17 protein-coding genes are annotated in these 24,460 nt (G+C 61.2%); 12 read left to right on the forward strand and 5 right to left on the reverse strand.

Annotated features, from left to right (window positions below; genetic code table 11):
- Positions 1-84: 84 nt before the first annotated feature.
- Together AC1RS8_RS10710 and AC1RS8_RS10715 are read right to left on the reverse strand one after the other, a co-directional pair.
- The gene (locus AC1RS8_RS10710; RefSeq protein WP_154861938.1) at positions 85-519 is read right to left on the reverse strand and encodes a GFA family protein; all 435 of its coding nucleotides are present in this window, start codon (positions 517-519) and stop codon (positions 85-87) included.
- A 71-nt stretch (positions 520-590) separates the two neighbouring features.
- Positions 591-1,532, reverse strand: a complete 942-nt coding sequence (locus AC1RS8_RS10715) for a carbon-nitrogen hydrolase family protein (RefSeq protein WP_489338672.1) — start codon at positions 1,530-1,532, stop codon at positions 591-593.
- A gap of 103 nt (positions 1,533-1,635) precedes the next feature.
- Here AC1RS8_RS10715 and AC1RS8_RS10720 point away from each other — a divergent pair, with 103 nt between their 5' ends.
- From AC1RS8_RS10720 to AC1RS8_RS10745, 6 genes are all read left to right on the forward strand, one after another.
- A complete protein-coding gene (locus tag AC1RS8_RS10720; RefSeq protein WP_090456076.1) occupies positions 1,636-2,331 on the forward strand; it encodes a winged helix-turn-helix transcriptional regulator in 696 nt (231 codons plus the stop codon).
- A 629-nt stretch (positions 2,332-2,960) separates the two neighbouring features.
- Entirely contained in the window at positions 2,961-4,211 is a 1,251-nt protein-coding gene (locus AC1RS8_RS10725) for an OprD family outer membrane porin (RefSeq protein ID WP_090456072.1), read from the forward strand.
- A 148-nt stretch (positions 4,212-4,359) separates the two neighbouring features.
- The gene (locus AC1RS8_RS10730; protein ID WP_218497573.1) at positions 4,360-5,715 is read left to right on the forward strand and encodes a spinster family MFS transporter; all 1,356 of its coding nucleotides are present in this window, start codon (positions 4,360-4,362) and stop codon (positions 5,713-5,715) included.
- An 85-nt stretch (positions 5,716-5,800) separates the two neighbouring features.
- Positions 5,801-6,775 carry a cupin domain-containing protein gene (locus tag AC1RS8_RS10735; protein WP_489338671.1) on the forward strand — a complete coding sequence of 325 codons (975 nt, stop codon included), beginning with the start codon at positions 5,801-5,803 and terminating at the stop codon, positions 6,773-6,775.
- Positions 6,776-6,871: 96 nt separating this feature from the next.
- Entirely contained in the window at positions 6,872-7,978 is a 1,107-nt protein-coding gene (locus AC1RS8_RS10740; RefSeq protein ID WP_150813934.1) for an NAD/NADP-dependent octopine/nopaline dehydrogenase family protein, read from the forward strand.
- Entirely contained in the window at positions 7,978-8,976 is a 999-nt protein-coding gene (locus tag AC1RS8_RS10745; protein WP_489338670.1) for a 3-hydroxybutyryl-CoA dehydrogenase, read from the forward strand. The genes AC1RS8_RS10740 and AC1RS8_RS10745 overlap by 1 nt, the downstream gene beginning before the upstream one ends.
- A 50-nt stretch (positions 8,977-9,026) precedes the next feature.
- On the opposite strand, the gene AC1RS8_RS10750 is transcribed toward AC1RS8_RS10745, so the two are convergent.
- Complete coding sequence (locus AC1RS8_RS10750) at positions 9,027-9,728, reverse strand: EthD domain-containing protein (protein ID WP_489338669.1); 702 nt, start codon at positions 9,726-9,728, stop codon at positions 9,027-9,029.
- A gap of 281 nt (positions 9,729-10,009) precedes the next feature.
- Here AC1RS8_RS10750 and AC1RS8_RS10755 point away from each other — a divergent pair, with 281 nt between their 5' ends.
- Together AC1RS8_RS10755 and AC1RS8_RS10760 are read left to right on the forward strand one after the other, a co-directional pair.
- Positions 10,010-11,167, forward strand: a complete 1,158-nt coding sequence (locus AC1RS8_RS10755; protein WP_489338668.1) for an HD-GYP domain-containing protein — start codon at positions 10,010-10,012, stop codon at positions 11,165-11,167.
- Between the two features lie 51 nt (positions 11,168-11,218).
- Positions 11,219-15,616, forward strand: coding sequence for a response regulator (locus AC1RS8_RS10760; RefSeq protein WP_489338667.1), 4,398 nt, complete (start codon positions 11,219-11,221; stop codon positions 15,614-15,616).
- 4 nt (positions 15,617-15,620) lie between these two features.
- Here the strand turns inward: AC1RS8_RS10760 and AC1RS8_RS10765 are convergent, their stop codons facing one another.
- Together AC1RS8_RS10765 and AC1RS8_RS10770 are read right to left on the reverse strand one after the other, a co-directional pair.
- On the reverse strand, positions 15,621-16,256 hold the full coding sequence (locus tag AC1RS8_RS10765) for a response regulator transcription factor (protein ID WP_102672425.1): 636 nt from the start codon (positions 16,254-16,256) through the stop codon (positions 15,621-15,623).
- A 10-nt stretch (positions 16,257-16,266) separates the two neighbouring features.
- On the reverse strand, positions 16,267-18,537 hold the full coding sequence (locus AC1RS8_RS10770) for a PAS domain-containing sensor histidine kinase (protein ID WP_489338666.1): 2,271 nt from the start codon (positions 18,535-18,537) through the stop codon (positions 16,267-16,269).
- A 230-nt stretch (positions 18,538-18,767) separates the two neighbouring features.
- On the opposite strand from AC1RS8_RS10770, the gene AC1RS8_RS10775 reads away from it, so the two are divergent.
- The 4 genes from AC1RS8_RS10775 (at position 18,768) to AC1RS8_RS10790 (ending at position 24,407) form a co-directional block, all read left to right on the forward strand.
- Positions 18,768-20,390 carry an acyl-CoA synthetase gene (locus AC1RS8_RS10775; RefSeq protein ID WP_090456052.1) on the forward strand — a complete coding sequence of 541 codons (1,623 nt, stop codon included), beginning with the start codon at positions 18,768-18,770 and terminating at the stop codon, positions 20,388-20,390.
- A gap of 118 nt (positions 20,391-20,508) precedes the next feature.
- A complete protein-coding gene (locus AC1RS8_RS10780) occupies positions 20,509-22,281 on the forward strand; it encodes an acyl-CoA dehydrogenase C-terminal domain-containing protein (protein ID WP_489338665.1) in 1,773 nt (590 codons plus the stop codon).
- 86 nt (positions 22,282-22,367) lie between these two features.
- Positions 22,368-23,324: a LysR family transcriptional regulator gene (locus AC1RS8_RS10785; protein ID WP_090456048.1), complete on the forward strand. Its 957-nt coding sequence runs from the start codon at positions 22,368-22,370 to the stop codon at positions 23,322-23,324.
- Positions 23,325-23,378: 54 nt separating this feature from the next.
- Positions 23,379-24,407, forward strand: a complete 1,029-nt coding sequence (locus AC1RS8_RS10790) for an AraC family transcriptional regulator (RefSeq protein WP_489338664.1) — start codon at positions 23,379-23,381, stop codon at positions 24,405-24,407.
- The last annotated feature ends 53 nt before the right edge of the window (positions 24,408-24,460 follow it).

Below are 24,460 nucleotides of genomic sequence, written 5' to 3' on the forward strand. Positions count from 1 at the left end.
TAACCGGTGGTCATGACATTGCCGAACAGATGGCAACTGGCGTAATCAGGCAAGGTCGGATCGCCGCACGCTACCGTGCTGGCGCTATTCGTCCATGCTGACGCCCGATCCCCCTAATTCGCTGGGGACATCCTTCAGCTTGGGCAACCCGTCTTTGATGCGCAGCCTGGCCTCCTGATAGTGCACGTGAACTCCTGGCGAATACGCGAGATCCGGGATGACAGCGGCATACACGTCGATGAGCCCCATCCCTGGGTGTTCGGTGAAGAGGTGCCCGCCGCAACTCTTGCACCATTTGCGATAACTCTGCGGTGTCTTGTTGTAGGTGCCGATGTTGTCAGCCCCCCGAGTTACTTGCACCGCCTCGGGTTTCCACAGCGTGAAGGCATTGACCGGCGCTGCTGACCAATGTCGACACGACTCGCAATGGCAATAGCCCATTGCGGCCGGCTCTCCGCTGACGGTGAACTCGACTGCGCCGCAAAAACAACTGCCTTTGTAAGACCTTTGAATGCTCATGGAATGACTCCTTCATCAGTTATTACACATACCGTCGAAGTTGGGATGGATCGCCTGAGCGTTGGTTAGCTTCACTCGTCGATGAAGCGCACCGCTGTCGCCGGCGTGCGTCGCACCTGCAGTTCGAAAATGTCAGGGCGCGCATAGTGCCCGGTGACGTCGAGCGTCCGTCGCGCTGGCGCCACGAGTGAGGTGTCGATGTCCGCATACAGAATGCCTGCCTCACGGTGTAATGGACCGGCTGTGATCCGGCCTTGAGGGTTGACCACCACCGAGTCGCCATCGTTGATCCACTCTTGCGGATCGGGAAACAGTTGCATGCGAGCCGGAAAGTCATCGGGGATGTCGCTGCCGCGCAGCGAGGTGCCACTGCCGATCACCCAGCACCGACCTTCGAGTGCAATGTGACGCATCGTGCTGATCCAGCCTTCGCCGGTGTCGTACGTGGGGGCGACATAGATTTCCACTCCCTGGGCATACAATGAATAGCGCGCCAGGGGCATGTAGTTTTCCCAGCAGATGAGCGCACCAATGCGGCCGACGGGTGTATCGACCGTACGCAACCCTGACGCATCACCGAAACCGTGGACCATGCGCTCGGGGTTCGTTGGCATCAGCTTGCGATGCCGGTTGAGCACTTCGCCGTTCGTACCGATAACGACTACGCTGTTGTAGAGCGTGCCGCCTCCATTGCGCCGCTCGCATTCATTGATGCCGCATACGATTGTCACGGCATGAGTGCTGGCGGCCTCGCACAATTCGTTCAGGTCACCGTTCGCGATATCAACGGCGTTGGCCAGCAGACGCGTGTGTAACTGGCCCATTAAAGCCCCGTCTTTTCCCGCCGCCAGCCGCCAGATCCACGACGGGTAACCTGGAATGAACGATTCGGGTAAAACAACCAACGAGGCTCCAGCCGCCGCAGCCTCAGCAACCGATTGCACGGCTCGGGCGATCGTCGCGCTGCGATCGAGCAGCACTGGCGGCCGCTGAATGATGGCTATCTTGGTCATGGCGTTCTCCTGATACGGTGGCTTTGGCAGGTTTCAGCGTGCGCGTGGCGATACCGCGAGGCTAGTTCAGAATCTGAAGCGTTGTATTTGCGGAGTACGGGCGATGGATGAAAGCTACGGTCAGTTCTGTACGGTCGCGCGCGGTGCTGAAGCGCTGTGCGAGCGCTGGACGCCTTTGGTCGTGCGCGAGCTGCTGTGCGGCAGTAAACGCTTCAATGAACTGCACCGCGGCGTACCACGTATGTCCACCAGCTTGCTGGCACAGCGGCTGCGCCACCTGGAAGATATCGGTGTCGTACATCGCACGGCCACGGGCAAAGTCTGGGAGTACAGCCTGACCGAGGCAGGCGAGGAACTGCGCCCCATCATCATGGCTCTAGGGCATTGGGGCGCGCGTTGGATAGGTAGTCGCCTTCGCGATAACGAACTCGACGCGGGCCTGCTCATGTGGGACGTGCGCCGGTTCGCGCGCATCGAGATGTTCCCGTCCCGGGCGGTGGTCATTCACTTCAGGTTCCGCGACGCGCGGTCCGGCGAGCAAGAGTGGTGGCTCGTGGTCGAACATGGTGTGGCAGATCTGTGCCGCGACGACCCCGGACGCGAACTCACACTCGTCGTGGACTCCAGCGTGCGTGCGTTGACCGAGGTGTGGACTGGCGACCGCACACCAAGGGAGGTTCTTCAGTCGCGAGAGCTGCGTGTAGACGGCGCTGTGCAGGATGCGGAAAACCTGTGGCGCTGGCTTGGCACGAGTGCGTTCGCCGGTACCCGGAGCGCTGCAATCCAGCCTTTGCAATAGCCATCTCGAGATTGCGATACAGCATCAGCAGCTTGTCCGCCTCCGGATGGCTCGGCGCCAGGGGATGGGCTTCCACTTCGCCGAATGGCGCGGCGAAGTGCTGTTGCTGCAGGGGGCTCGCAGGCTGCAGTGCTCAGGCAGTCTGCATCAGGCTGCGCAATTGGAGAATCGCCTGCGCAATCGGGGAGGTTGGCAGGCAGGGCAATCGCTAGCTTAGGGCCCATCCAACAACAAGACCTCGCTTAAGGAAGGCTTATGCAATTCAGGCTTGCCATCTCCCACCGTGTGCCCTGCGCTTTTGAGTCGACTAAGGGAAACCTTTAGCCGGGTTGAAGTTTTCCCCTCAACGGATGCTGTTCATCTCGATATCGGCGCGGCGCCTACTCACTTACCTTGGGTAGACAAGAGGCGTGTCGTCTTGGCTGGCTGTTCCACTGAGCCCGCCTGGCGCTTTACCCCATAACAACAATAGGTCTGACAATGCTCGAACCCATCGTTCTTTATATCCCTGATGCAATCCGCCTTGCTGCTCAAGAGGGCTCGGTGTTCGGCTGCCGGCATTTTTAGTTTTAGTTCGAATCTGCTCCTATAAATACAGTGCCCAGCACATACAGATGTGGAGAAGTTAGATGTATCAGGTAAAGCAATGTTGCCGTGGGCTCGGTATTGCCGGCGTGTTGGGAATTATCTGTTCGCCATTGACAGCCTATGCCGATGTTGTTGATGACAGTCACTTGAAAGTGGATACGCGAAACTTCTACTTGCATCGTAACTACACCAATACCAATGCGCCGGTTTCTGAAGTGCATAGTTGGTCTCAGGGTTTCGATGCACAGTTTACCTCCGGTTACACCGACACGGCCCTGGCAATCGGCCTTGATGTGGATGCGCAGTACGCCGTGCGCCTGGATTCGTCGGGCAATGACGGTTCGCTGCCGTACAGCGTCCGCGACCAGCAGACGGCCGATGACTACAGTCGCGCCGGTGCAACCTTCAAGATGCGCTACAGCAAGACCGAGTTGAAGGTCGGTGACCTTCGTCCACAACTGCCGGTGGCGTCCGATGACCCCAGTCGGCAACTGGATACGATCTATCAAGGGGCCGTGGTCGAGTCCAGGGAAGTCGATGGGTTGACGATGACCGGTGGCCGGTTCTGGTCCGCCGTGACACGGGAATCTTCCAACCACGAGAAGCTATACAAGTTTGGTTCCACCGATAATCTCGACAGTGACGGCCTGGACTTCGGCGGCGCAACTTACGACATTGCCAAGAACTTGCAAGCCAGTTATTTCTACGGCGTGTTGCACGATATTTATCAGCAACACTATTTCGGCCTGATGCATATGGCTGACCTGGGCAGTGGCTACAAACTTAAAACCGACTTGCGCTACTTCAATAACAATGAAGATGGCAATGCGTTGAACGGTGAGATCGACAACCGTTCCTACGGTGCCTTGTTCACCTTGCTCAAAGGCGCCCACATGTTTGGCCTCAGTTACCAGCGCATGCTCGGTGACAGCGTGTTCCCAACGATGAACGGTTTTATCCCGCAACCTTACCTGGTGCACTGGTCGTCCCTGGGGTTTGTCCGCCCGGATGAAAAGTCCTGGGGGGCGCGCTACAGCTATGACTTTGCCGGGATGGGCGTGCCAGGGCTGAAGCTCTACACCCGCTACATCAAGGGTACTAACTGGGACCGTGGCAACAACCTGAGCGACAACCAGGAAAGCGAACGCTTTCTGGGGCTCAGCTACGTGGTCCAGAGCGGGGCGCTGCAAGGCCTGGGGCTGGACCTGCGCAACATCGACGTGAAACAGAAGTACGGCTACGACTACAACGAATTCCGTGTCGCCACGACCTACACCTGGAAGTTCTGGTAAGCCCGGTCCACCCGGGATTTGCCCCCATAACAATAAGAGGCCTGACCATGTTCGAACCCTTTGTCCTTTGCATCTGCCCCGCAACTTTCCAGTCGTTGTTCTGCGCACCGCTGCGCGCATGAGCGGATTCCAAGAGGAGCAAACACTAGTGAATATCCAGGTCGATAACGCGGTCCTGCAGAAGAAGAAAACCTACATTTACGAGTGGTATGTGGTCGGCCTGTGCATGATCGCCTACATCTTTTCATTTGTGGATCGACAGATCCTGGCGCTGATGATCGAGCCGATCAAAGCCGACCTGCAGATCAGCGACACCCAGTTCAGCTTGCTGCACGGGCTGGCCTTTTCGTTGTTCTACGCGTTCATGGGCATGCCCATCGCCTATCTGGCCGACCGCTTCTCGCGACCGAAGATCATCGCCGTCGGCGTGGTGTTCTGGAGCCTGGCGACTGCAGCCTGCGGCTTGAGCAAGAACTTCCTGCACATGTTCCTCGCCCGCATTGGTGTCGGTGTCGGCGAGGCAGCCCTGTCGCCCTCGGCCTACTCGATGTTCAGCGACATGTTCCCCAAGGAGAAACTCGGCCGCGCGGTGGGTATCTACTCGATCGGCTCGTTCGTCGGTGGTGGCCTGGCCTTCCTGGTGGGCGGCTATGTGATCGCGATGCTCAAGGACATGAACACCATCGAGGTCGCCTTTCTCGGCGCGATGAAGGCCTGGCAGTTGGCGTTCTTCATTGTCGGTCTGCCCGGCATCGTGGTCGGCCTGTTGATCTGGCTTACCGTGCGCGATCCGGCGCGCAAAGGCCTGCAGGTGGATGCGCAGGGTCGGGCCAGGAAGGTCGGGATGGGTGATGGCTTGCGCTTCCTCGGCCGCCACCGCGCCACCTTCACCTGTCATTACCTGGGCTTTTCATTTTACGCCATGGCCCTGTTCTGCTTGATGAGCTGGAGCCCGGCGCTGTACATCCGCAAGTTCGGCCTGTCGCCGATGGAGGCGGGCTACATGCTTGGCACCGTGCTGTTGGTGGCCAACACAGGCGGGGTGCTGTTCGGTGGATGGCTCACCGATTATCTGGCCAAGAAAGGTCATCAGGACGCTGCCATGCGCACTGGCGTCATCGGTGCCCTCGGTATGGCGGTGCCGGCCGTGCTGTTCTCTCAAGTCGATCAACTGTGGCTGTCGGTGACCCTGTTGGTGCCAGCGATGTTCTTCGCCTCGTTCCCGATGCCGGCGTCCACGGCGGCGATGCAGATCCTCGCACCGAACCAGGTGCGCGCACAGGTCTCGGCCGTGTTCCTGCTGATCAGCAATCTGCTGGGTTTGGGCCTGGGCACTACGCTGGTGGCGCTGTTGACCGACCGCTACTTCGGATCGCCCGCGGCGGTAGGGTCGTCGATGTCACTGGTGATCGCCGGTGCATCGGCGTTGACCGTGCTGCTGCTCTGGCGTGGTTGCCGTCGTTTTCGCGAAAGTTATGCCCGGGAGTATCCGACCCGGGCTTGATTGGTCATAGTCCACGATCGGCGCCCCGGCCTCGCTCCTGTCAAAGGGAGCGGGGCCGAGACGCTCCACGTCAGGAGAACCCTTGATGTTGAATGACGTACACCTGCTGGAACGGCACAGCCTGCTCAGTTCGGCCGATTACCGCGAGATCAAGGACAAGGTCAGCCAATACCTGTGCCCGCACAGCTTCAACGTGCTGCGTGACGAGCCGATCTACACCCGACTCAACGGCGTATTCTTCGGCGATTCGGCGCTGCTCGACCTGCGTTATGGCGCGCCGGTGGAGATCACCATCGGCGACATTGCCGATCAGTATCTGTTTCGCATCACCTTGCAGGGGCATTGCGAAGTGGCCCACGGGCGGCGCAGCGCGGCGATGCAGTCGGGCTACCTGAGCGTTTCCTCGCCGTTCGCGCAAAGCCGCATCGTCACCGATGGCGAGTGCCGCAACCTGATCCTGCGTGTCGACCGTGATGCCCTGGAGACGCAGCTGCAACGCCTGCTCGGCCGCAGCCTGCGCCAGTCGGTGATCTTTGATGTCAGCGTCGACCACCTGGGCGCCGGCGTCGTCAGCCTCTATCACACCCTGGACTACATCTGCCGGCTCTACGGCAGCGGCGTTGACGGTTCGCGCCTCGCCAGCGGCCTGTCCGAATACCTGATGCAGTTGCTGCTCACGCAGCTGCCGCATAACTACTCCGCGGATCTGTTGATCGATTCGCGCGTGCCGCTGCCGCACCACGTGAAAAAGGCCCGTGACTACATCGAGGAACACCTCGACGAACCGATCAGCCTGACGACCCTGAGCGAACTGTGTGGTGTTTCGGTGCGCACCTTGCAGAACGGCTTCAACCAGTTCCTCCGGCAGGCGCCGGTCGAGTACATCCGCGACCGTCGCCTGGCGGTCATCCACGAGTCGCTCAAGCAGGGCAGGGCCGGCGAAACCGTCACCGATATCCTGTTGCGTCATGGCATCAACAGCTTCGGGCATTTCTCCAGCGCTTATCGGCAACGCTATGGTTGCCTGCCGTCGGACACCCTGCGGCGGCGGAAGCATTGAGACACCTGCGCAATCGGTCATTCGGCTGCGCAATCGGAGGAGTCTGTGGCGGTGCGGCTCGATAGGATCGAGTCTCTGACAAAAAGGAGTATCTGCATGAATATTACCGTGCTGGGTGGTGGTCACGGCTGTTACGCCGCTGCTGTCGAAATGGCTGAAAAGGGGCACCAGACCCGCCTGTGGCGTCGAGATTCCACAGCGCTCAAAGAGCTGCTGGCCATCGGCAGCCTGACCATCAAGGACTACCGAGGCACTCGCCAGTTGTCAGTCGGCCAGAAGGGCGACAAGTTGTCGTTCACCGACGACCTGGCCGAAGCCCTGGGCGACGCGCAACTGGTGATCATCCCGCTGCCGTCGACCTCCCACGAAGACCTGGCCAGACATGTTGCGCCGCACCTGCACGACGGTCAGGTGGTGTTCCTGCCGCCGGGCACCTTTGGCAGTTTCGTGTTTGCCAAGGCCATGGCCGATGCGGGCAACCGGAGCAAGGTCGCTTTCGCTGAAACCGGTACGCTGCCGTACCTGGTACGCAAGCATGGCGCCAGCGACCTGGTGATCAGCGGCTACGCCACCCGCCTGCCGACCGGTGTATTCCCCAGCAACCTGTCCGAGCATGCTTTTGCGGTGCTGCGTGAAGCCTACCCGAGCGTCGAACCGATTGAAGACGCCCTGAGCGGTGCGTTGATGAACGCAGGCCCTATCATCCACCCGCCGCTGATCATGATGAACGCCGGGCCGCTGGAGCATTTCGAGGCCTGGGACATTCACAACGAAGGCACCCAACCGTCGATTCGTCGCGTGACCAACCAGCTTGATGCCGAGCGCATGGCCGTGCGTGAAGCACTGACCTACGGCGCGCCGCACTTTCCTCTCGCCGACCACTACAACACCACCGAAGGTGATGAGTGGATGTACGGTCGCGGTGCCCATGGCAAGTTGACCGACAGCGGTGACTGGCGCGAGGACATCGACTTGCAGAAGCATCGCTACATGCTCGAAGACACCCGCCTGGGCCTGTCCTTCCTGGTGTCCGTCGGCCGCTGGGCCGGTGTGCCGACTCCGGTTGCGCAGGGCCTGCTGAGCATTGCCTCGGTTGTCGCTGCACGGGATCTCTACGCCGAAGGCCGCACCCTGGAAAACCTCGGTCTGGCCACGCTGAGTCGGGCGCAGATGACCGAACTGCTGACCAGGGGCTACAACTGATGAACGCCGCGCTGCCCCAAGTCAGCGTGATCGGCGCCGGCCGGATGGGCGAGGGCATTGCCCTGGCGTTCATCCATGCGGGCCTGCCGGTCACCCTCATCGACATCAAGGATCGCGCCGAGGATGAGCGGCACGGCTACTTCGAACGTGTGCGCAACAACATCCGCAGCGAATTGCAGATGCTGGTACGCCTCGGCATGCTCCGGCTGGAACAGGCCGACATCGCGATAGCCCGGTTGACGCTGCAATCCAGATCCCAGGCCGCAGATGCATTGCGCAGGTGCGACCTGGTGTTCGAAGCGGTGCCGGAAGTCATCGCGGTCAAGCAGGAGACCTTCACCTGGGTCAGCGAGCATGTGCCGGCGTCGACCATCATCGCGTCGACCACCTCGACTTTCCTGGTCACGGAACTGAGCGAAATGGTCAGTACGCCTGCGCGCTTCGTGAACGCGCACTGGCTCAATCCCGCGTACCTGATGCCGCTGGTGGAAGTCAGCCGCAGCGAAGCGACCTGCCCGCAGGTGGTCGAACGGCTGCTGCAACTGCTCAAGCGCATCGGCAAGGTGCCCGTGGTGTGCAACCCGGTGGCTGGCTACATCGTGCCGCGCATTCAGGCATTGGTGATGAACGAAGCGGCACGGATGGTGGAAGAGGGCGTGGCCAGCGCAGAAGATATCGACACGGCGGTGCGCGTCGGCTTTGGTTTGCGCTTCTCGGTGCTGGGCCTGCTTGAGTTCATCGACTGGGGCGGCGGCGACATTTTGTACTACGCCTCGCGTTACCTGAGTGGAGCGCTATCACCGCGTTTCGAGTCACCACAAGTGATCGCCGACAACATGCAAAACGGCCGCAATGGCTTGCGCGATGGCCAGGGTTTCTACGACTACCGTGACATGGACGTGGACGCCTACAAGCAGCAGCGTCTGGGCGACTTTGTCCGCAAGCTGGAGTTGTCGGGGTTGACGCCCGCGTTCGATGGCGCCTTGAAGCAGGCCTGAGCATCAGGGCCCGGTTGCCGGGCCCTGACACGCTTGACGATTTTCCGGTCCTACAGGCAGTACTGGCTGGTGGGCAGCACGTCGATCTTGTCGAAATCGATGAAGCGGCTGCAACTGTCCATCATCGCCGCCAGGTTGCGCTGGAATTTCGCTTCGTCGCCCGCCGCATCGAAAAAGGCCATGGGATCGGTCATGGCCGCTGGCGGAAAACATTCTTCAACGATGGCATCGATCCGTGGCGCGCCGTGGGTCAGTGCCGACACCACCAGGTTTTGCACGTACTGGAAGTTGGCTTGGGTGTCCACGGCCACCGTCGTGTGATGGTTGCGCCAGATGTCCAGCCAGGCCTCGGGAGTCAGGCGTGGAGGGCGGGTCAGCAGGGCCAGTTGGGCAAACCCGTGGGTACGCTCACCGGGTGTTGCAGGGAAGCGGGTATTGGCGATGGCGACCGACTCGCAGACCAGGTAGGCAGCCATGCGCGCCGTTGCCGCGCTGATCAGGTTATCGAAAGGGCAGCGAGCCGGCCCGTTGGCACTGTCCAGCCACAGCGACAGGCTGCCATCGGGCAATGGTCGGTTGTTTTCCTGGCGCAGGCCGGCGGCTGGTTGCACATCGGCATCGACCAGGTTCAATTGCACACCACGGGCGCCGAGTGCCTGCAATTGCCCGGCGACCTCACTGCGCAGGCGATGGGCGAAGGTATCAGGACTGACTTGGGTATCACGCCACAGCAGATAGATGACTTTTTCCATAGCTATCAAGCTCCTCGTTGCGGTTGATGGATGGAGCGACGGTCGTGCTGCCTGGTCCATCCGGATGACCGAAAATCCCTAGCGTCATAGTCAATCAAGGTCAGCGTTGGGTAATACCTCAAACAGACTATTGACCCACACTATGAGGGCAACGGCTGACGCTTCTGGTTCGGGCTCGGCGCCGGGCAGCCCTGGAGAACAGCAGCTAAGCTTTCTTGCGTCGGGGCGGCAGTGGAAGTGTTGCCTCGGGATGTCAAAGTCTGGCATGGGAGCCACCCGCCATGAGTGCCGAACAGAGTCATTACAGTCCGCCGACCCTGCTGGTGGTCGATGACACGCCCGACAACCTGATGCTGATGACGGATCTGCTCAAGGATCGCTACCGGGTCAAGGCCGCCAATAGCGGTGAAAAGGCTTTGCGCGTACTACAGGGCGACGCACTCCCTGACCTGATCCTGCTGGACGTGATGATGCCCGGGCTGTCCGGCCATGAAGTGGCGCAGCAGCTCAAGCGCGACCCGCGTACCCGTGATATTCCGATCATCTTTCTGACGGCCATGGCCGACACCGAAGACGAGATCCATGGCCTGGAACTGGGGGCTGTCGACTACATCACCAAACCGATCAGGCCGGCGCTGGTCCTGGCGCGGGTGGATACCCAGCTCAAGCTCAAGGCGGCGGCAGACTTCCTGCGCGATCACAACGACTATCTGGAGAAGGAAGTGGCGCGCCGGACCCGCGAGGTGATTGCGATCCAGGATGTGGCCATCCAGGCCATGGCTTCACTGGCCGAGACTCGCGATAACGAAACGGGCAACCATATCCGGCGGACCCAGCATTACATCAAGGTGCTGGCCGAGCATCTGCGTGCTCATCCACGCTTCAGTCACTTTCTCACCGAGGACACCATCGAATTATTGTTCAAGTCGGCGCCGCTGCACGACATCGGCAAGATCGGCATCCCCGACCATATTCTCCTCAAGCCGGGACGCTATACCGAGGAAGAATTCGAGATCATGAAGACTCATACAACGCTGGGACGTGACGCCATCCAGCATGCCGAGGATCAGCTCGGCATTCGCGCCGAGTTCCTCAGCCTGGCCAAGGAGATTGCCTACAGTCACCAGGAAAAATGGGACGGAAGTGGGTATCCGCAAGGGCTGGCGGGTGACGACATCCCCGTCAGCGCCCGGTTGATGGCAGTGGCGGACGTCTATGACGCATTGATCAGCCGTCGGGTCTATAAAGCGGGGATGCCCCACGCGCAGGCCGTCGAGATTATTCGTCAGGGGCGAGGCACGCACTTCGACCCCGATATCTGCGATGCCTTCCTCGATTGCCTCGAACAGTTCCAGACCATTGCCGAGCGCTTCGCCGATTCCGACCAGGATATGGCCGGCAAGCGGGCTGCCCTGGAGCGTTTCGGCCAGGCTCCGTGAACCCGCGATTGTCTCTTCGTCAGTGTTTTCATCAGGTCCACGAGGATAGTCATGGCCGGATTGCGTACCCTGCTTGAGCGCCTCGCGCTGCTTCACAAACTGATCCTGGGTTTCTCGGCGCTGCTGCTGTTGGTGCTGGTGCTCGGCGTGCAAAGCCTGCGCACCCAGCAATCGCTGAAGCAGGACATGCAGAACCTCTATCTGCAGGAACTGGTCGGCATGGAGCACTTGCAGGAAGCCCGTGTGCAATTGCCCCATATGATGCAAGCACTGCAGCGTGCGGTGGGCACCGACAGCGCGCAGATTCGCGTCGAATCCCTGCAGCAACTGCATGATATCCGCGAAGGCCTGCAGCAGGCCGTGGCCCGCGCCAAAGTGACCTTAAGGCGCGCGGACAATCTGGCGCGCCTCGCCGAGCTCGACCTGCTGCTGCAACAGTTGCAGCGTCATAGCGACCAGGCCTTTCTATCGATCGACCAGGGCCAGCAGAACAAGGCGTTGGTACTGCTCAATAGCAGTGAATTCCAGCAACTTGCCCGGCAGGCCGACGGCCTTTTGTACGCGATCGTCCAGATCAAGGAAGCCTCGATTCGCGACACGGCCAAGGACATTGCCGAGTTTGCCGAACACAGCACCAGGTTGACCTACGTACTGTTGTTCGGTGGTTTGTCGCTGGCGTTGCTGTTGTCCTGGGTCGTCAGCCAGTCGATCCGCAATCCACTGAACCGGGTGCGGGTGGCGGTAGACCAATTGGCCGCGGGGCAGCTCGATCAACCGATTCCCCACACTGACCTTAACAACGAAACCGGCGATCTGGCGCGGGCCATCGCCAAACTGCAGACCGAATCCCAACAGCTTGAGCGCCAGCGCTGGATCAAGGCGCATACCGCCCAGTTGCAGGTCGATCTGCAGCAGGCAGAAACCCCGGCCGAACTGGCGCAGGTGTTCCTGCAATGCATGGCCAGCCTGCACGGAATCTGCCAGGGGGTGCTGTACAGCGCGCAGGAGGATTCCGGCACGCTGCTGTTGATGGGGCGTTATGCCACCGATTCCGAGCGGCCACCCGAGGCGCAAGTCATGTTCGGCGACGGCCTGTTGGGCCAGTGCGCGGTGGATCGCGTGCCGCGTCAGTTTCAGGCGATGCCGGATCAATACTGGCGTTTGCGCTCGCCCCTTGGCGAGGTCCCGGCCCGTTGCCTGCTGCTGCAACCCATTGTCCGTGGCGAGCGGCTGCTGGGGGTGCTCGAACTGGCCGGGCTGGAGCCCCTGGGCGAGCGTGAACTGCTGCTGTTGCAGGAAGCCACCCCACGTTTGGCCGCAGCCATGGCGATTTTGGAGCGCAATCAGGCGATCAAGACCCTGTTGGCGGAAACCCGTCGCCAGGCCAATGAAATGGCGGAACAGGCGCTGCAACTGGAGCAGCAGGCGCAGGCACTGGAAACCCAGCAATCGGCGTTGCGCGCCACCGAGGCCTGGTATCGCGGGATTATCGAAGCGGCGCCGGACGGCATGCTGGTGGTCGATGCCCAAGGACAGATCCTGCGCACCAATCGCCAACTGGATCAGCTGTTCGGCTATAGCGCCGGTGAGCTGCTCGGCGAGTCCATCGATCGTTTGGTGCCGTTGGCCAGCAGAGGGCGCCACGAGGCGCTGCGCAAGGGCTTCATGGCCCACGGCGCCACTCGCCAGATGGGGGCCAACCTGGACGACCTGCAAGGCGTGCGCAAAGACGGAAGTCTGTTCTCGGCAGAGATCAGCCTGTCGCATCTGCCGAGCCTGGAAGGAGACGGCGTATGCGTGTGCGCTTCGGTGCGCGACGTGAGTGAACGACGTCATTTGCAGGCGGCACTCAAGACCAGCGAGGCACAGTTGCGCGCAGTCCTCGACAGCAGCCCGGTGGCCATGGTGATCAGGGACGTCGATGGCCGTCCGACCTACTGCAATCCGCAGTTCGACAGTCTGTTCGGGACTCGTCTGGCTGAACTCGAAGGTGCGGATCCGGCGCAGTTCTGGGTCGACCCGCAGGCACACCAGCGCTTTCTCGAAGCGGCAGCGCAAGGTGCAGTGCTGAACTTCGAGACCACCCTGCAGCGCGCTGGAGGCGAGCGCTTCGACGTACTGGTTTCGGCCGTCACGATGACGCTGGGGGAGCGGGGCATGGGGGCCAACTGGTACTTTGACATCACCGACCGCAAGACCGCCGAGGCCGAGGTGCAGCGCGCGCGGGAGGCCGCAGAAGAGGCGACCCGGGCCAAGAGCAACTTCCTGGCCACCATGAGCCACGAGATCCGCACACCGATGAACGCCATCATCGGCATGAGCTACCTGGCATTGCGAACCGAGCTCGACCACCGCCAGCGCAACTACATCGAAAAGGTCCATCGCTCGGCGGAATACCTGTTGGTGATCATCAACGACATCCTCGACTTCTCCAGGATCGAGGCCGGGAAAATGCACCTGGAGCACATTCCCTTCCACCTCGAGGCCGTGCTCGACGGCTTTGCCAGCATGATCGGCCTCAAAGCCGAGGACAAAGGCCTGGAATTGCTGTTCAGCACCGATGCCGAACTGCCGACCGCCTTGATCGGCGACCCGTTGCGCCTTGGCCAGGTGCTGATCAACCTGGGCAACAATGCGACGAAGTTCACCGAGCAGGGCGAGATCGTACTCGGCGTAGAGCACCGGGGCGCGGCAGGAGAGCAGGCGCAGCTGCATTTCTGGGTACGCGACACCGGGATCGGCATGAACGCCGAGCAATGCTCGCGCCTGTTTCAACCCTTCAGCCAGGCCGATAGCACCATCACCCGCAAATACGGTGGCACCGGGTTGGGCCTGGCCATCTCTCGGCATCTGGTGGAATTGATGGGCGGGCGCATTTGGGTAGAGAGCGAGCCGGGCCTTGGTTCCACTTTCCATTTCGAGGTGAGCCTGGGGGTGCAGCGCGACAGCCATTTACGGCGCATGGTGACCGCCGACGAATTGCTGGGCAACCGTGTGTTGGTGGTCGATGACAACGCCAGCGCGCGGGAGATCCTGTCCAGCATGGCGCGCAGTTTTGGCGTGGAGGTGGACGTCGCGCAAAGCGGCCGGGCCGCACTGGCCATGCTGGTGGACGCCGAAGCGAAGGTGCTGCCCTATGATCTGGTGCTGATGGATTGGCGCATGCCTGGCATGGACGGTGTGGAAACGGTGCGGCAGATGCAGGCCGCCAAACTGGCGCAAACGCCGTCGGTGATCATGGTCACGGCGTTCGGTCGCGAGGAAGCCCGCGAAGAGGCCAGTCGGTACGGCATTCATTTGCCAGTGGTACTGACCAAACCGGTGACGCCGTCCACTTTGCTTGAGGCGCTGGGCACGGTGCTCGGCAAGATCCCCCAGGCCGATACCCGGGCCAGCTCGCGACTCGGCCAGAGTGCCAGCGCCATGGCCAGCCTGCGTGGCGCGCGACTGCTGTTGGTCGAAGACAATGAGCTGAACCGCGAGCTGGCCTGTGAACTGCTGGAGAGCGCCGGGATCGAGCTGTGCCTGGCCGTTCACGGCGCAGAAGCGCTTGACCAACTGGAGCGTGACGCAGACTTCGATGGTGTGTTGATGGACTGCCAGATGCCGGTGATGGACGGTTACACCGCGACCCGCAAGATACGTGAGCAGCCACGCTGGGCGGATCTGCCGGTGATCGCCATGACTGCCGACGCCATGGCGGGGGACCGCGAGCGGGCGCTGGCCTGCGGCATGAACGACCACATCTCCAAACCCTTGAACGTCGACGACATGTTCGCCACGTTGGCCAAGTGGATACATCCGCGAGCTGACCGTGGCGCGATGTCGGCCGACGTTTCGCCGGTCACCACGGAGTCAGCGGCGAGCCTGCCAGCCAGCCTTCCCGGCATTGATTTGAAAGCGGGCCTGGGCACCTGCATGGGCAAGGTCGAGCTCTATCTGCGACTGCTGCGCAAGTTTCGCTCCAGCCACCAGGTTTTTTGCGCCGAGTTCCTGGCTGCCCGAGGCCAGGGCGATCGTTCGACGACGGTCAGACTGGCCCATACCCTGCGCGGAACGGCGGGCAACATTGGTGCCGTTGAAGTGGCGAATGCAGCCGCCGCACTGGAACAGGCGTGTCTGAACGATGGGGCGGAGCAGGACCTGGCTGACCGGCTGGTGGAGGTCGAGCGTTGCCTGACAACGGTGCTGGAAGGCTTATCGGTGCTCGGCGAGCCGACATCGTGCGCAGACTCATCAAGCGTGCCACCGGGCAGCGAATGGCACGCGCAATTGGCCCACGTCCGGTCTCTGCTGGCCGAGAGCGACACCCAGGCGCTGACGGCCTTGCTCAAACTGCAGGGGCTGGCTTCAGACCCGCGGATGACCGAGCAATTGCTTCGGGTTGTGCGGCAAGCGGAGTGCTTCGATTTTGATCAGGCGCTGGAGCTGCTTGAAAACCTGTCCTGAGGAATCAACGCAACTTCAGCGGATCGACCATCTGCGCCGCGATGGCCATGCCCACCAGGTCCGGCAGCGTGTTGGCCTGCATGCGTTTCATGACGCGCGCGCGATACAGATCAACGGTTTTTGCACTTACGCCCAGTTGTTCCGCGATTTCGCGGGTGGTGTAACCCTGCACCAATGGCAACAGGATATCGCGCTCGCGCGGGGTCAAGGTCAACAAGCGCGCCTGCAAGGCTTCGTGGCCCTGGTTGCCCGAACGGTTGGCGGCACAGTTGCTGAGCGCCTGTTGCACGCTGTCCAGCAACAGCTGTTCGTTGTAGGGCTTCTCGATAAAGTCATGGGCACCGGCCTTGAACGCGCGCACCACGATCGGCACATCCGCATGCCCGCTGACGAAGATGATGGGCAGGTTCAGTTGGCGCACACGCATTTCTTCCTGCACGTTCAACCCGCCCATACCGGGCATGCGAACGTCCAGCAGCACACAAGCATCGAGGCTTGCATCGCAGGCATCGAGGAACGCGACGCCACTGGTAAACGGCAAGGCCTTGAGCCCGACCGACTCCAGTAACCAGACCGTCGATTCGAGCATGCCCTGGTCATCATCGACCACGTACACAACGTGCTCCGTTACACCTGCCATTACCTGATTCCTATTGTTGTTTTGTTGGGCCGGCAAGCGGCAAGCGGCAACACATCAGCAGCCCGACAGGCTGGCGCCGGGCATTCAATTCGCCACCGAAACCTTCGATGATGCTGCGGCTCATGGACAGACCGAGCCCCAGGCCATCGGCCTTGCTGGTGTAAAACGGGGTAAATATCTGTTCCAGTTCCGGCTCGCTGACGCCCGGCCCCTGGTCTCGCACACTGATTTCCGCGCAGGCGCCACTGCCATGCTCCACGGCCATCACGATCACAGAGGGTTGCCCGGGATGTTGCTCACGGTTGGCATCGATGGCATTGCGCAACAAATTGAGCAGCACCTGTTCCAGCAACACGCGGTCGGCATAAACGGGTGGCAGATTATCGGGCAGTCGGTCCTCGATTGTCACTTGGCAATTACTCGCCTCCCAGGCACACAAACGCACGGCTTCGCGGGCGACGTCGGTCAAGTTCAGCGCCTGCATGCGACGCTGTCCCTTGCGCAAAAAGGAGCGTAACCGTCGGATCACTTCGGAGGCGTGGGTGGCGTGATGGGTAATGCGTTCCAGACCCTGGGTCACTCTGGCTGCGGCCTGGGGATTGGAATCCAGCGTTTGTAGATAGCGCTGGCTTGCATTCGCATAGTTGACAACGGCAGCCAGCGGCTGGTTGATTTCGTGGGCGATCCCCGAGGCCAGTTCACCGAGAGTGACCAGCCGTGCGGTGTGTGCCAGTTCGTCCTGATGACGGCGCTGTTGCACTTCCCGCAGCTCGCGCTCGGTCATGTCGCGCGCGACCAATGAGTAATAACGCTCACCGCCGGCGGAACGGTGCGCCAGCAGTACCAGCGACACCGGCACCGATGTGCCCCCGCCCGGTGGTTGCAAACGCGCATCGGTGCTCCAGACACCGTCGCGCTCGGCGCGTCTCCAGCCATCGCGTTGCAGGCGCGCAAGGTCGCCGCTTGCAAACAACGCGGCCAGGGCCGGCATGGGTTGTTGCTCATCAATCCCGAGGATGCGTCGCGCGGCTGGATTGAGATAAGTGACCTGGCCCTCGGGAGCGATGAACAACACCGGGTCAATGTTGGCCTCGACCACTTCGGCCAGGCGTCGCTTGTTCTCCTCGGCCTGCACCCGGGCCGTGATGTCCCGGGATATGCTGACGATTTCGACCACCGCCCCGGTGTAGGTTTCGCGGATCGCCCGGCTGGCGGTTTCGAACCACAGATAATGGCCGTCGCGATGGCGAATGCGATAGGTCATGGTGTGATAGCCATCCTGCTCCAGCGCATCGCGCGCGCGCTGCACCAGAGCGGCCAGGTCCTGGCTATGAAACAGGCCCTGGGCCATTTGCCCGCGCAACTCTTCGGGCCAGTAACCGAGCAGGGTCCAGGACGCCGGTGATGCATCGATAACGCGACCTTCGGGGGTGTGACGGGATATCAGGTCAGTCGTGTTTTCGATGATCAGCCGGTACAGCCGTCGTGCGGTGGCCGCTTCACGCTCCGCCAGCACTTGCGCCGTGGCGTCGCGGCAACGGGCAAGCACTCGGTTGTCCTGGGGATCGGGAATGAACGTCCAGATCAGGATCTGCGTTTCAAACTGAGCCTCGACACCTTCGACGGCGCGTTGCTGGTCCAGGCAGGCACGCACCAGCACCCGATGATTGACCGGTAAAAAGCCCAACACATCGGTCAGTGACTTCTCGGCGAGCAGCGCCATCAGTGCCGCGTTGAACTCCAGCGGTCGACCTTGTGCATCGAGCAACAGGCTCGGTTGCGGATCGTGTCCCAACAGTGGCGAACCACGCAGCAGCCCGTTGACGCTGCTCAGCAGCGTCGTCAGCAAATCCTGCACCCAGCCCAGCCAATCGAGACTCACGCCCTCGCGCACTTCCACCAGCAACAAGCCCGGCTGCCCCGGCTGCAAGGCCAGATCAAATACCTGGCCATGGCTGATCGCGGCCCGGCGCAACCGGCCGGACAACCAGCAATCGAGTTGACGGACTTGAGCCAGGTCCAGGCGGCCTGCCTCGACCAGATGCTCGAAGAGCAACTGGTCGCTGGCCAGCGCCGGGTCGCCAAGTCCCGGCGGCAAATGCTGGGCGGCGCCCTCATGGCTGTAGATCCGCGCATTGGGCTGCCAGCTCAGGTAAACCGCCCGCTGCACCTCAGGGCAATCCTGCAGCGCCCGACACAACGCATCGGCCCGGGCGGCCAGAGACACACCCTCGCGCTGCAGGCGCAACCAACTGTGCAATCGAACGGGCGTCAGGGTCATTGCGGGTCCACTTTCTCAGGGAAACCAAGCATATACCAGCCTTGGAGCGTTGGCGGCATTGATTCGGACTTAATAGAAATAGATATAGTACAAATACTATACGACGTAGGTTCTACTTCCATATCAATGACGCAGTGTTATATAAAGTCATCCGGACTTTGAAGGTGACTGCGGCGACTACGCTGCAAGGTCAACCATAGAGCTAACAATCAGCCATCGAGTACCCGCACATGTCTATCTATGACCAAGGCCTAGGCCCTTCGGCTGTCAACCACATTGCCTTGTCTCCCCTGAGTTTCATCGAGCGCACCGCCAGCACTTATCCCGATCACCTCGCCGTAATCCACGGTTCGATTCGCCGCACCTGGGCGCAGACCTACACCCGTTGCCGACGCCTGGCCTCGGCGCTGGCCGGTCGCGGTATCGGCAAGGACGACACGGTGGCGGTGATGCTGCCCAACATTCCCGAGATGCTTGAAGTGCATTTCGGTGTGCCGATGATCGGCGCCGTGCTCAATCCGCTCAACGTGCGCCTCGATGCCGAGGCGATCGCATTCATGCTGCAGCATGGCGAAGCCAGGGTGTTGATTACCGACCGCGAGTTCCATGATGTGATCCAGGCGGCGCTTGGCATGCTGGATCACCCGCCTTTGGTGATCGACGTCAATGACCCGGAATACGGTGAAGGTCAGGCCGCGAGCGACCTTGACTACGAAGCGCTGTTGGCCGAAGGCGACCCGGCATTCGACTGGCAATGGCCGGGCGACGAGTGGCAGGCCATTTCGCTGAATTACACTTCAGGCACCACCGGCAACCCCAAGGGCGTGGTCTACCACCATCGCGGCGCTTACCTGAGCGCATTGGGCAACCAGATGACCTGGGCCATAGGCAACCATCCGGTGTACCTCTGGACCCTGCCGATGTTCCATTGCAATGGCTGGTGCTATCCATGGACCATCACCGCCCTGGCGGGTGTGCACGTTTTCCTGCGCCGGGTCGATCCACAGAAAATCCTCACGCTGATCCGCGAGCATCAGGTCACTCACCTGTGCGGTGCGCCGATCGTGCTCAATGCACTGGTGAACATGCCCGAATCAGCGAAAGCGGCCATCGATCACCCGGTCAATGCCTTGGTCGCGGGCGCTGCGCCACCGGCCAAAGTCATCGGTGCCGTCGAAGAGATGGGCATCAAGGTCACCCATGTGTTTGGCCTGACCGAAACCTATGGTCCAGTGACGGTCTGCGCCTGGCACGCCGAATGGGATGAGTTTTCCCTGGAGGAGAGGGCGCAGATCAAGTCGCGACAGGGCGTGCGCTACCCGACGCTGGAAGGCTTGATGGTCGGCGATAGCACAACGCTGGAGCCAACCCCGCGTGACGGCCAGACGATCGGTGAGATCTTCATTCGCGGTAACACCGTCATGAAGGGCTACCTGAAGAACCCGAGCGCCACTGCCGAAGCGTTCGAAGGCGGCTGGTTCCACACCGGTGACCTGGCCGTCTGGCATCCTGACGGTTACGTCGAAATCAAGGACCGGCTCAAAGACATCATCATCTCGGGCGGCGAGAACATTTCCACCATCGAGCTTGAAGGGGTGCTCTATCGCCACCCGGGTGTGATGGAAGCAGCCGTGGTCGCCCGTCCCGATGAGAAATGGGGCGAAACGCCCTGCGCCTTCGTCACCTTGAAGGCTGATCACCAGGACGTTCGCGAGGCTGACATCATCAGTTTCTGTCGTGAGCATCTGGCCGGATTCAAAGTACCGCGCACAGTGATCTTCACGCTCCTGCCAAAGACTTCCACAGGCAAGATCCAGAAGTATGTGTTGCGCGACCGGGCCAAGGCGCTCTGACCCGATCTGACATTGCATCCATCTGGCAGCAGGTGTTTGACCTGCTGCTGCGGGTTCGTGCAGGCCGAATTCGGCTGTGCCCTGCCCATGACACAACCGTGCCAACGAGGTTTACGTTATGCCCGAATTCAAAGTCCCGCTGCGCGACATGCGCTTTGTGCTGCACGAAGTGTTCGATGCTCCGGCCATGTGGGCGCGCCTGCCGGCCTTGACCGACAGCATCGACACCGATACGGCAGACGCCATTCTCGAGGAGGCGGCCAAAGTCACCTCACACCTGATTGCGCCCCTCAATCGCAGTGGCGACGAAGAAGGCGCGCAGTGGCATGAAGGCCGGGTCACCACCCCCATCGGTTTCAAACAGGCTTACGCAACCTACATCGAAGGCGGTTGGGTGGGACTGTCCGGCAACCCCGGGTTTGGTGGCATGGGCATGCCGAAAATGCTGGCCGTGCAGTTCGAAGAGATGCTCTACGGCGCCAACTCAAGTTTTGCGCTGTATTCCGCATTGAGTTCCGGTGCCTGCCTGGCGCTGGACGCCCATGCCAGCGACGCCCTGAAAAACCTCTATCTGCCGCCGATGTATGAAGGCCGCTGGGCCGGCTCCATGTGCCTCACCGAGGCCCATGCAGGTACCGACCTGGGGCTGATCCGCACCCGCGCCGAACCTGAGACTGACGGCAGCTACAGGATCACCGGCAGCAAGATTTTCATCACCGGGGGCGATCAGGACCTGACTGAAAACATCGTTCATCTGGTACTGGCCAAACTGCCGAACGCGCCTGCTGGCCCGAAAGGCATTTCACTGTTTGTCGTACCTAAAGTCCTGGTCCATGCCGACGGTTCCCTCGGCGCGGCCAACACCGTGAGTTGCGGTTCGATCGAACACAAGATGGGCATCAAGGCCTCGGCCACCTGCGTGATGAACTTCGACGGCGCCAGTGGCTGGCTGGTCGGTGAAGAGAACAAAGGCTTGGCGGCGATGTTCACCATGATGAATTACGAACGCCTGTCGATTGGCATTCAGGGCATCGGCTGCGCCGAGGCGTCCTACCAGAGCGCCGTCACCTATGCTCGCGAACGCGTTCAAGGTCGGGCGCCCACCGGTGTCTTGGCCCCGGACAAACCGGCCGACCCGATCATCGCTCACCCGGATGTGCGGCGTATGCTGCTGGGCATGAAAGCCATGACCGAAGGCGGTCGCGCATTCGCCTGCTATGTCGGGCAACAACTGGATCTGTCGAAGTTTTCCGACGATGCCAGCGAGCGCGATTGCGCGCAGATCCTGGTTGCGTTGCTGACGCCAGTGGCCAAGGCGTTTTTTACCGACACCGGCCTGGAAAGCTGCATCAACGGCCAGCAGGTTTTCGGCGGCCATGGCTACATCCGCGAATGGGGCCAGGAACAATTGGTCCGTGATGTGCGCATTGCACAGATCTACGAAGGCACCAATGGCATCCAGGCATTGGACCTGCTCGGACGCAAAGTGCTGGCCAACGATGGCGTCGCGCTACGCCTGTTCGCTCGGGAAGTCCGCCACTTCGCGCTGCACCACGAAAGCGCCTATGGCAGCGAACTGCTGAAGGCCCTGGAACGCCTGGAGGGCCTCAGCAACTGGCTGCTGGAGCGGGCCAAAGCCAACGCCAACGAAGTCGGCGCAGCCTCCGTGGAGTACCTGCACCTGTTCGGCTATGTCGCCTACGCCTACATGTGGTCGCGCATGGCCGCCGTGGCCCGGTCCAGACTTGACCGGGACCCGCCGTTCTACGCTGCCAAACTGGCCACCGCCGAGTTCTACTTCGCCCGCCTGCTGCCACGGACGCTGAGCCTGGAAGCCAGCATCCGCGCTGGCAGTGCGCCACTGTACGGCCTTGCTGACGAACAGTTCTGACGATTGAGCGTTGCGCGGCGCCTTGCCACTCCCCAGGCCCGCGCTTTTTATTCACTGGCCCTCTCAAAGTACGGCAGGAAAGCCTGATGAATATGCAAACAAGTACAACGCAAGGTCACTTGAACTGGGACGACATGCGCTTCTTTCTCGAGGTCGCTCGTGCCCGCACCGCCAGCGGTGCAGCCCGCCGCCTGGGGGTGGACTACACCACGGTAGCGCGACGCATCCGCGCCCTGGAGCAGAGCCTGGGCGCCATGTTGTTCGAGAAATCGCGAACCGCAGGCTTCGTGCTGACCGTGGAGGGGCAGCGCCTGGTCTGCCACGCCGAAACCCTGGAAAGTACACTGCTGGTAGCCTGCGAGCAGGTTTTCGGCACCACCGGAGGCCTTGCCGGGCACCTGCGCATCGGTTGTACCGAAGCCTTCGGGTCCTGTTTCATCGCAGCACAGATGAGCCACTTCCTCGAGCACTACCCGAATATATCGGCGGATATTTTGCCGGTCCCGCACTTCGTCAACCTGTCACGGCGCGAGGCGGACATCGCCATCACCCTGGAGCGGCCCGAGCGCGGTCCGTACGTGTGCTCGCGGCTGTGCGATTACCGCCTGCGTGTGTATGCGACGCCGGAGTACCTGGCCAGTCATCCGCCGATTGGCTGTCGCGAGGATCTGGCCGGTCACCCGTTCGTGACCTACGTCGATGATCTGGCCTTCAGCTTCAAGCTGCTCTACCTGAACGACCTGATGCTCGGCGCGCGCAGCCGCCTGCGCAGCACCAGCGTGGTCGCCCAGTACCATGCGGCTCTGGAAGGGCGCGCGCTGGCGATCCTGCCTTGCTTCCTCGCCGGTCCCGACCCGCGCCTGTGCGAGGTGCTGCCGGATCAGGTGGAGGTCACGCGACAGTTCTGGATGTACTACTGTGAGGACCTGCGCAACCTCAAGAGGATTACCCTGGTGGCCGACTACCTGCGCACTTGCGCGAAGCTCAATCGTCCGCTGCTGATGGGCGAGTCACACCAGATGGTCTACCCGCCGTTGCTCTGAGTTGCAGGTCTGGGCATCGATTGGACCCTAAAAAAATAAAAATCAGGTGTCTCTATGCTTCTTGAACATGCGTTGTTAACCGATGCCAGCGGCAAGCCGATTCACCAGCAGCACAAAAGTTTTTCAACCGAGTGGGATGAAATCAGCGACTGGTCGGATCGCATGTATATGCCCTACCGTGTGGCACCCAAAGGGCAGGCCATCAAGCCGCACGCCACCATGCATTCGTCCAGGATTGGCGAGTTGACGCTGACTCGTTTTGCCTATGGCGTGCCGGTGAGCGTCGATGAATTTTCGCCCGAAGCGGGGAATGCGCTACTGCTCACCACTATTCGCGGCAATGCCCGGCACTGGACCCGGCGTTCCGTCACTGAGGATACGGCAATGGGTGAATCATTCGTTGCCGATTGCAGTCGTGTCGATTACCGGATCGACCTCGACCCTGATCACCTGCAACTGAATCTGACCATTCCTCATGCCGTATTGGAGCGGATGGCGCTGCAGTGGTTTGGGTTCGTGCCCGATGATCAGTTCTGGAGACACAAGTGCGTCATCGGCGGAGTCGGGTCGAGCTGGCTGAGTTTGCTGGAGTACACGGTTCGTTGTATTGCCGAAGCTCCCGCACACATGGCTGAAGGGCGTATGGGTACTCACCTGGAGCAAAGTCTTTGCGTTCATATGCTGCAAGAATGGGCTGGCCGCGCCGGGCGGGCAGGGCTTGATTTGAATAGTCCACTGAACCGGATTGCACCCCGTTATGTCAGGGCTGCCGAAGAGTTCATGAGTGCCAATGCTGCGAACCTGCCGACGATGGGTGAGGTTGCCAGTGCGGTAGGGACCAGTGTGCGGACATTGAGTGGTGCCTTCGCGCGTTTTCGCGGCATGACGCCCGGTGCGTTCCTGCGTGAGCAGCGATTGCAGGGGGCGCACCGCGATTTGCTGGCGGCGGACCCGCAATCGGGAACCACCGTTTCGGCCATCGCCTTTCGCTGGGGTTATCTGAACCTGGGTGAATTTGCGGGGATCTATCGCAAGCGTTTCAGTGAATTACCCTCCCAGACCTTGCAGCGCCAGCTGCGCTAGCGATTCGAGGCGCTACGAGGGCATCGAGAGCGGTGTCCATCCCGCTCTCGGTG

This window comes from Pseudomonas sp. GW821-FHT12A04, assembly GCF_058807755.1.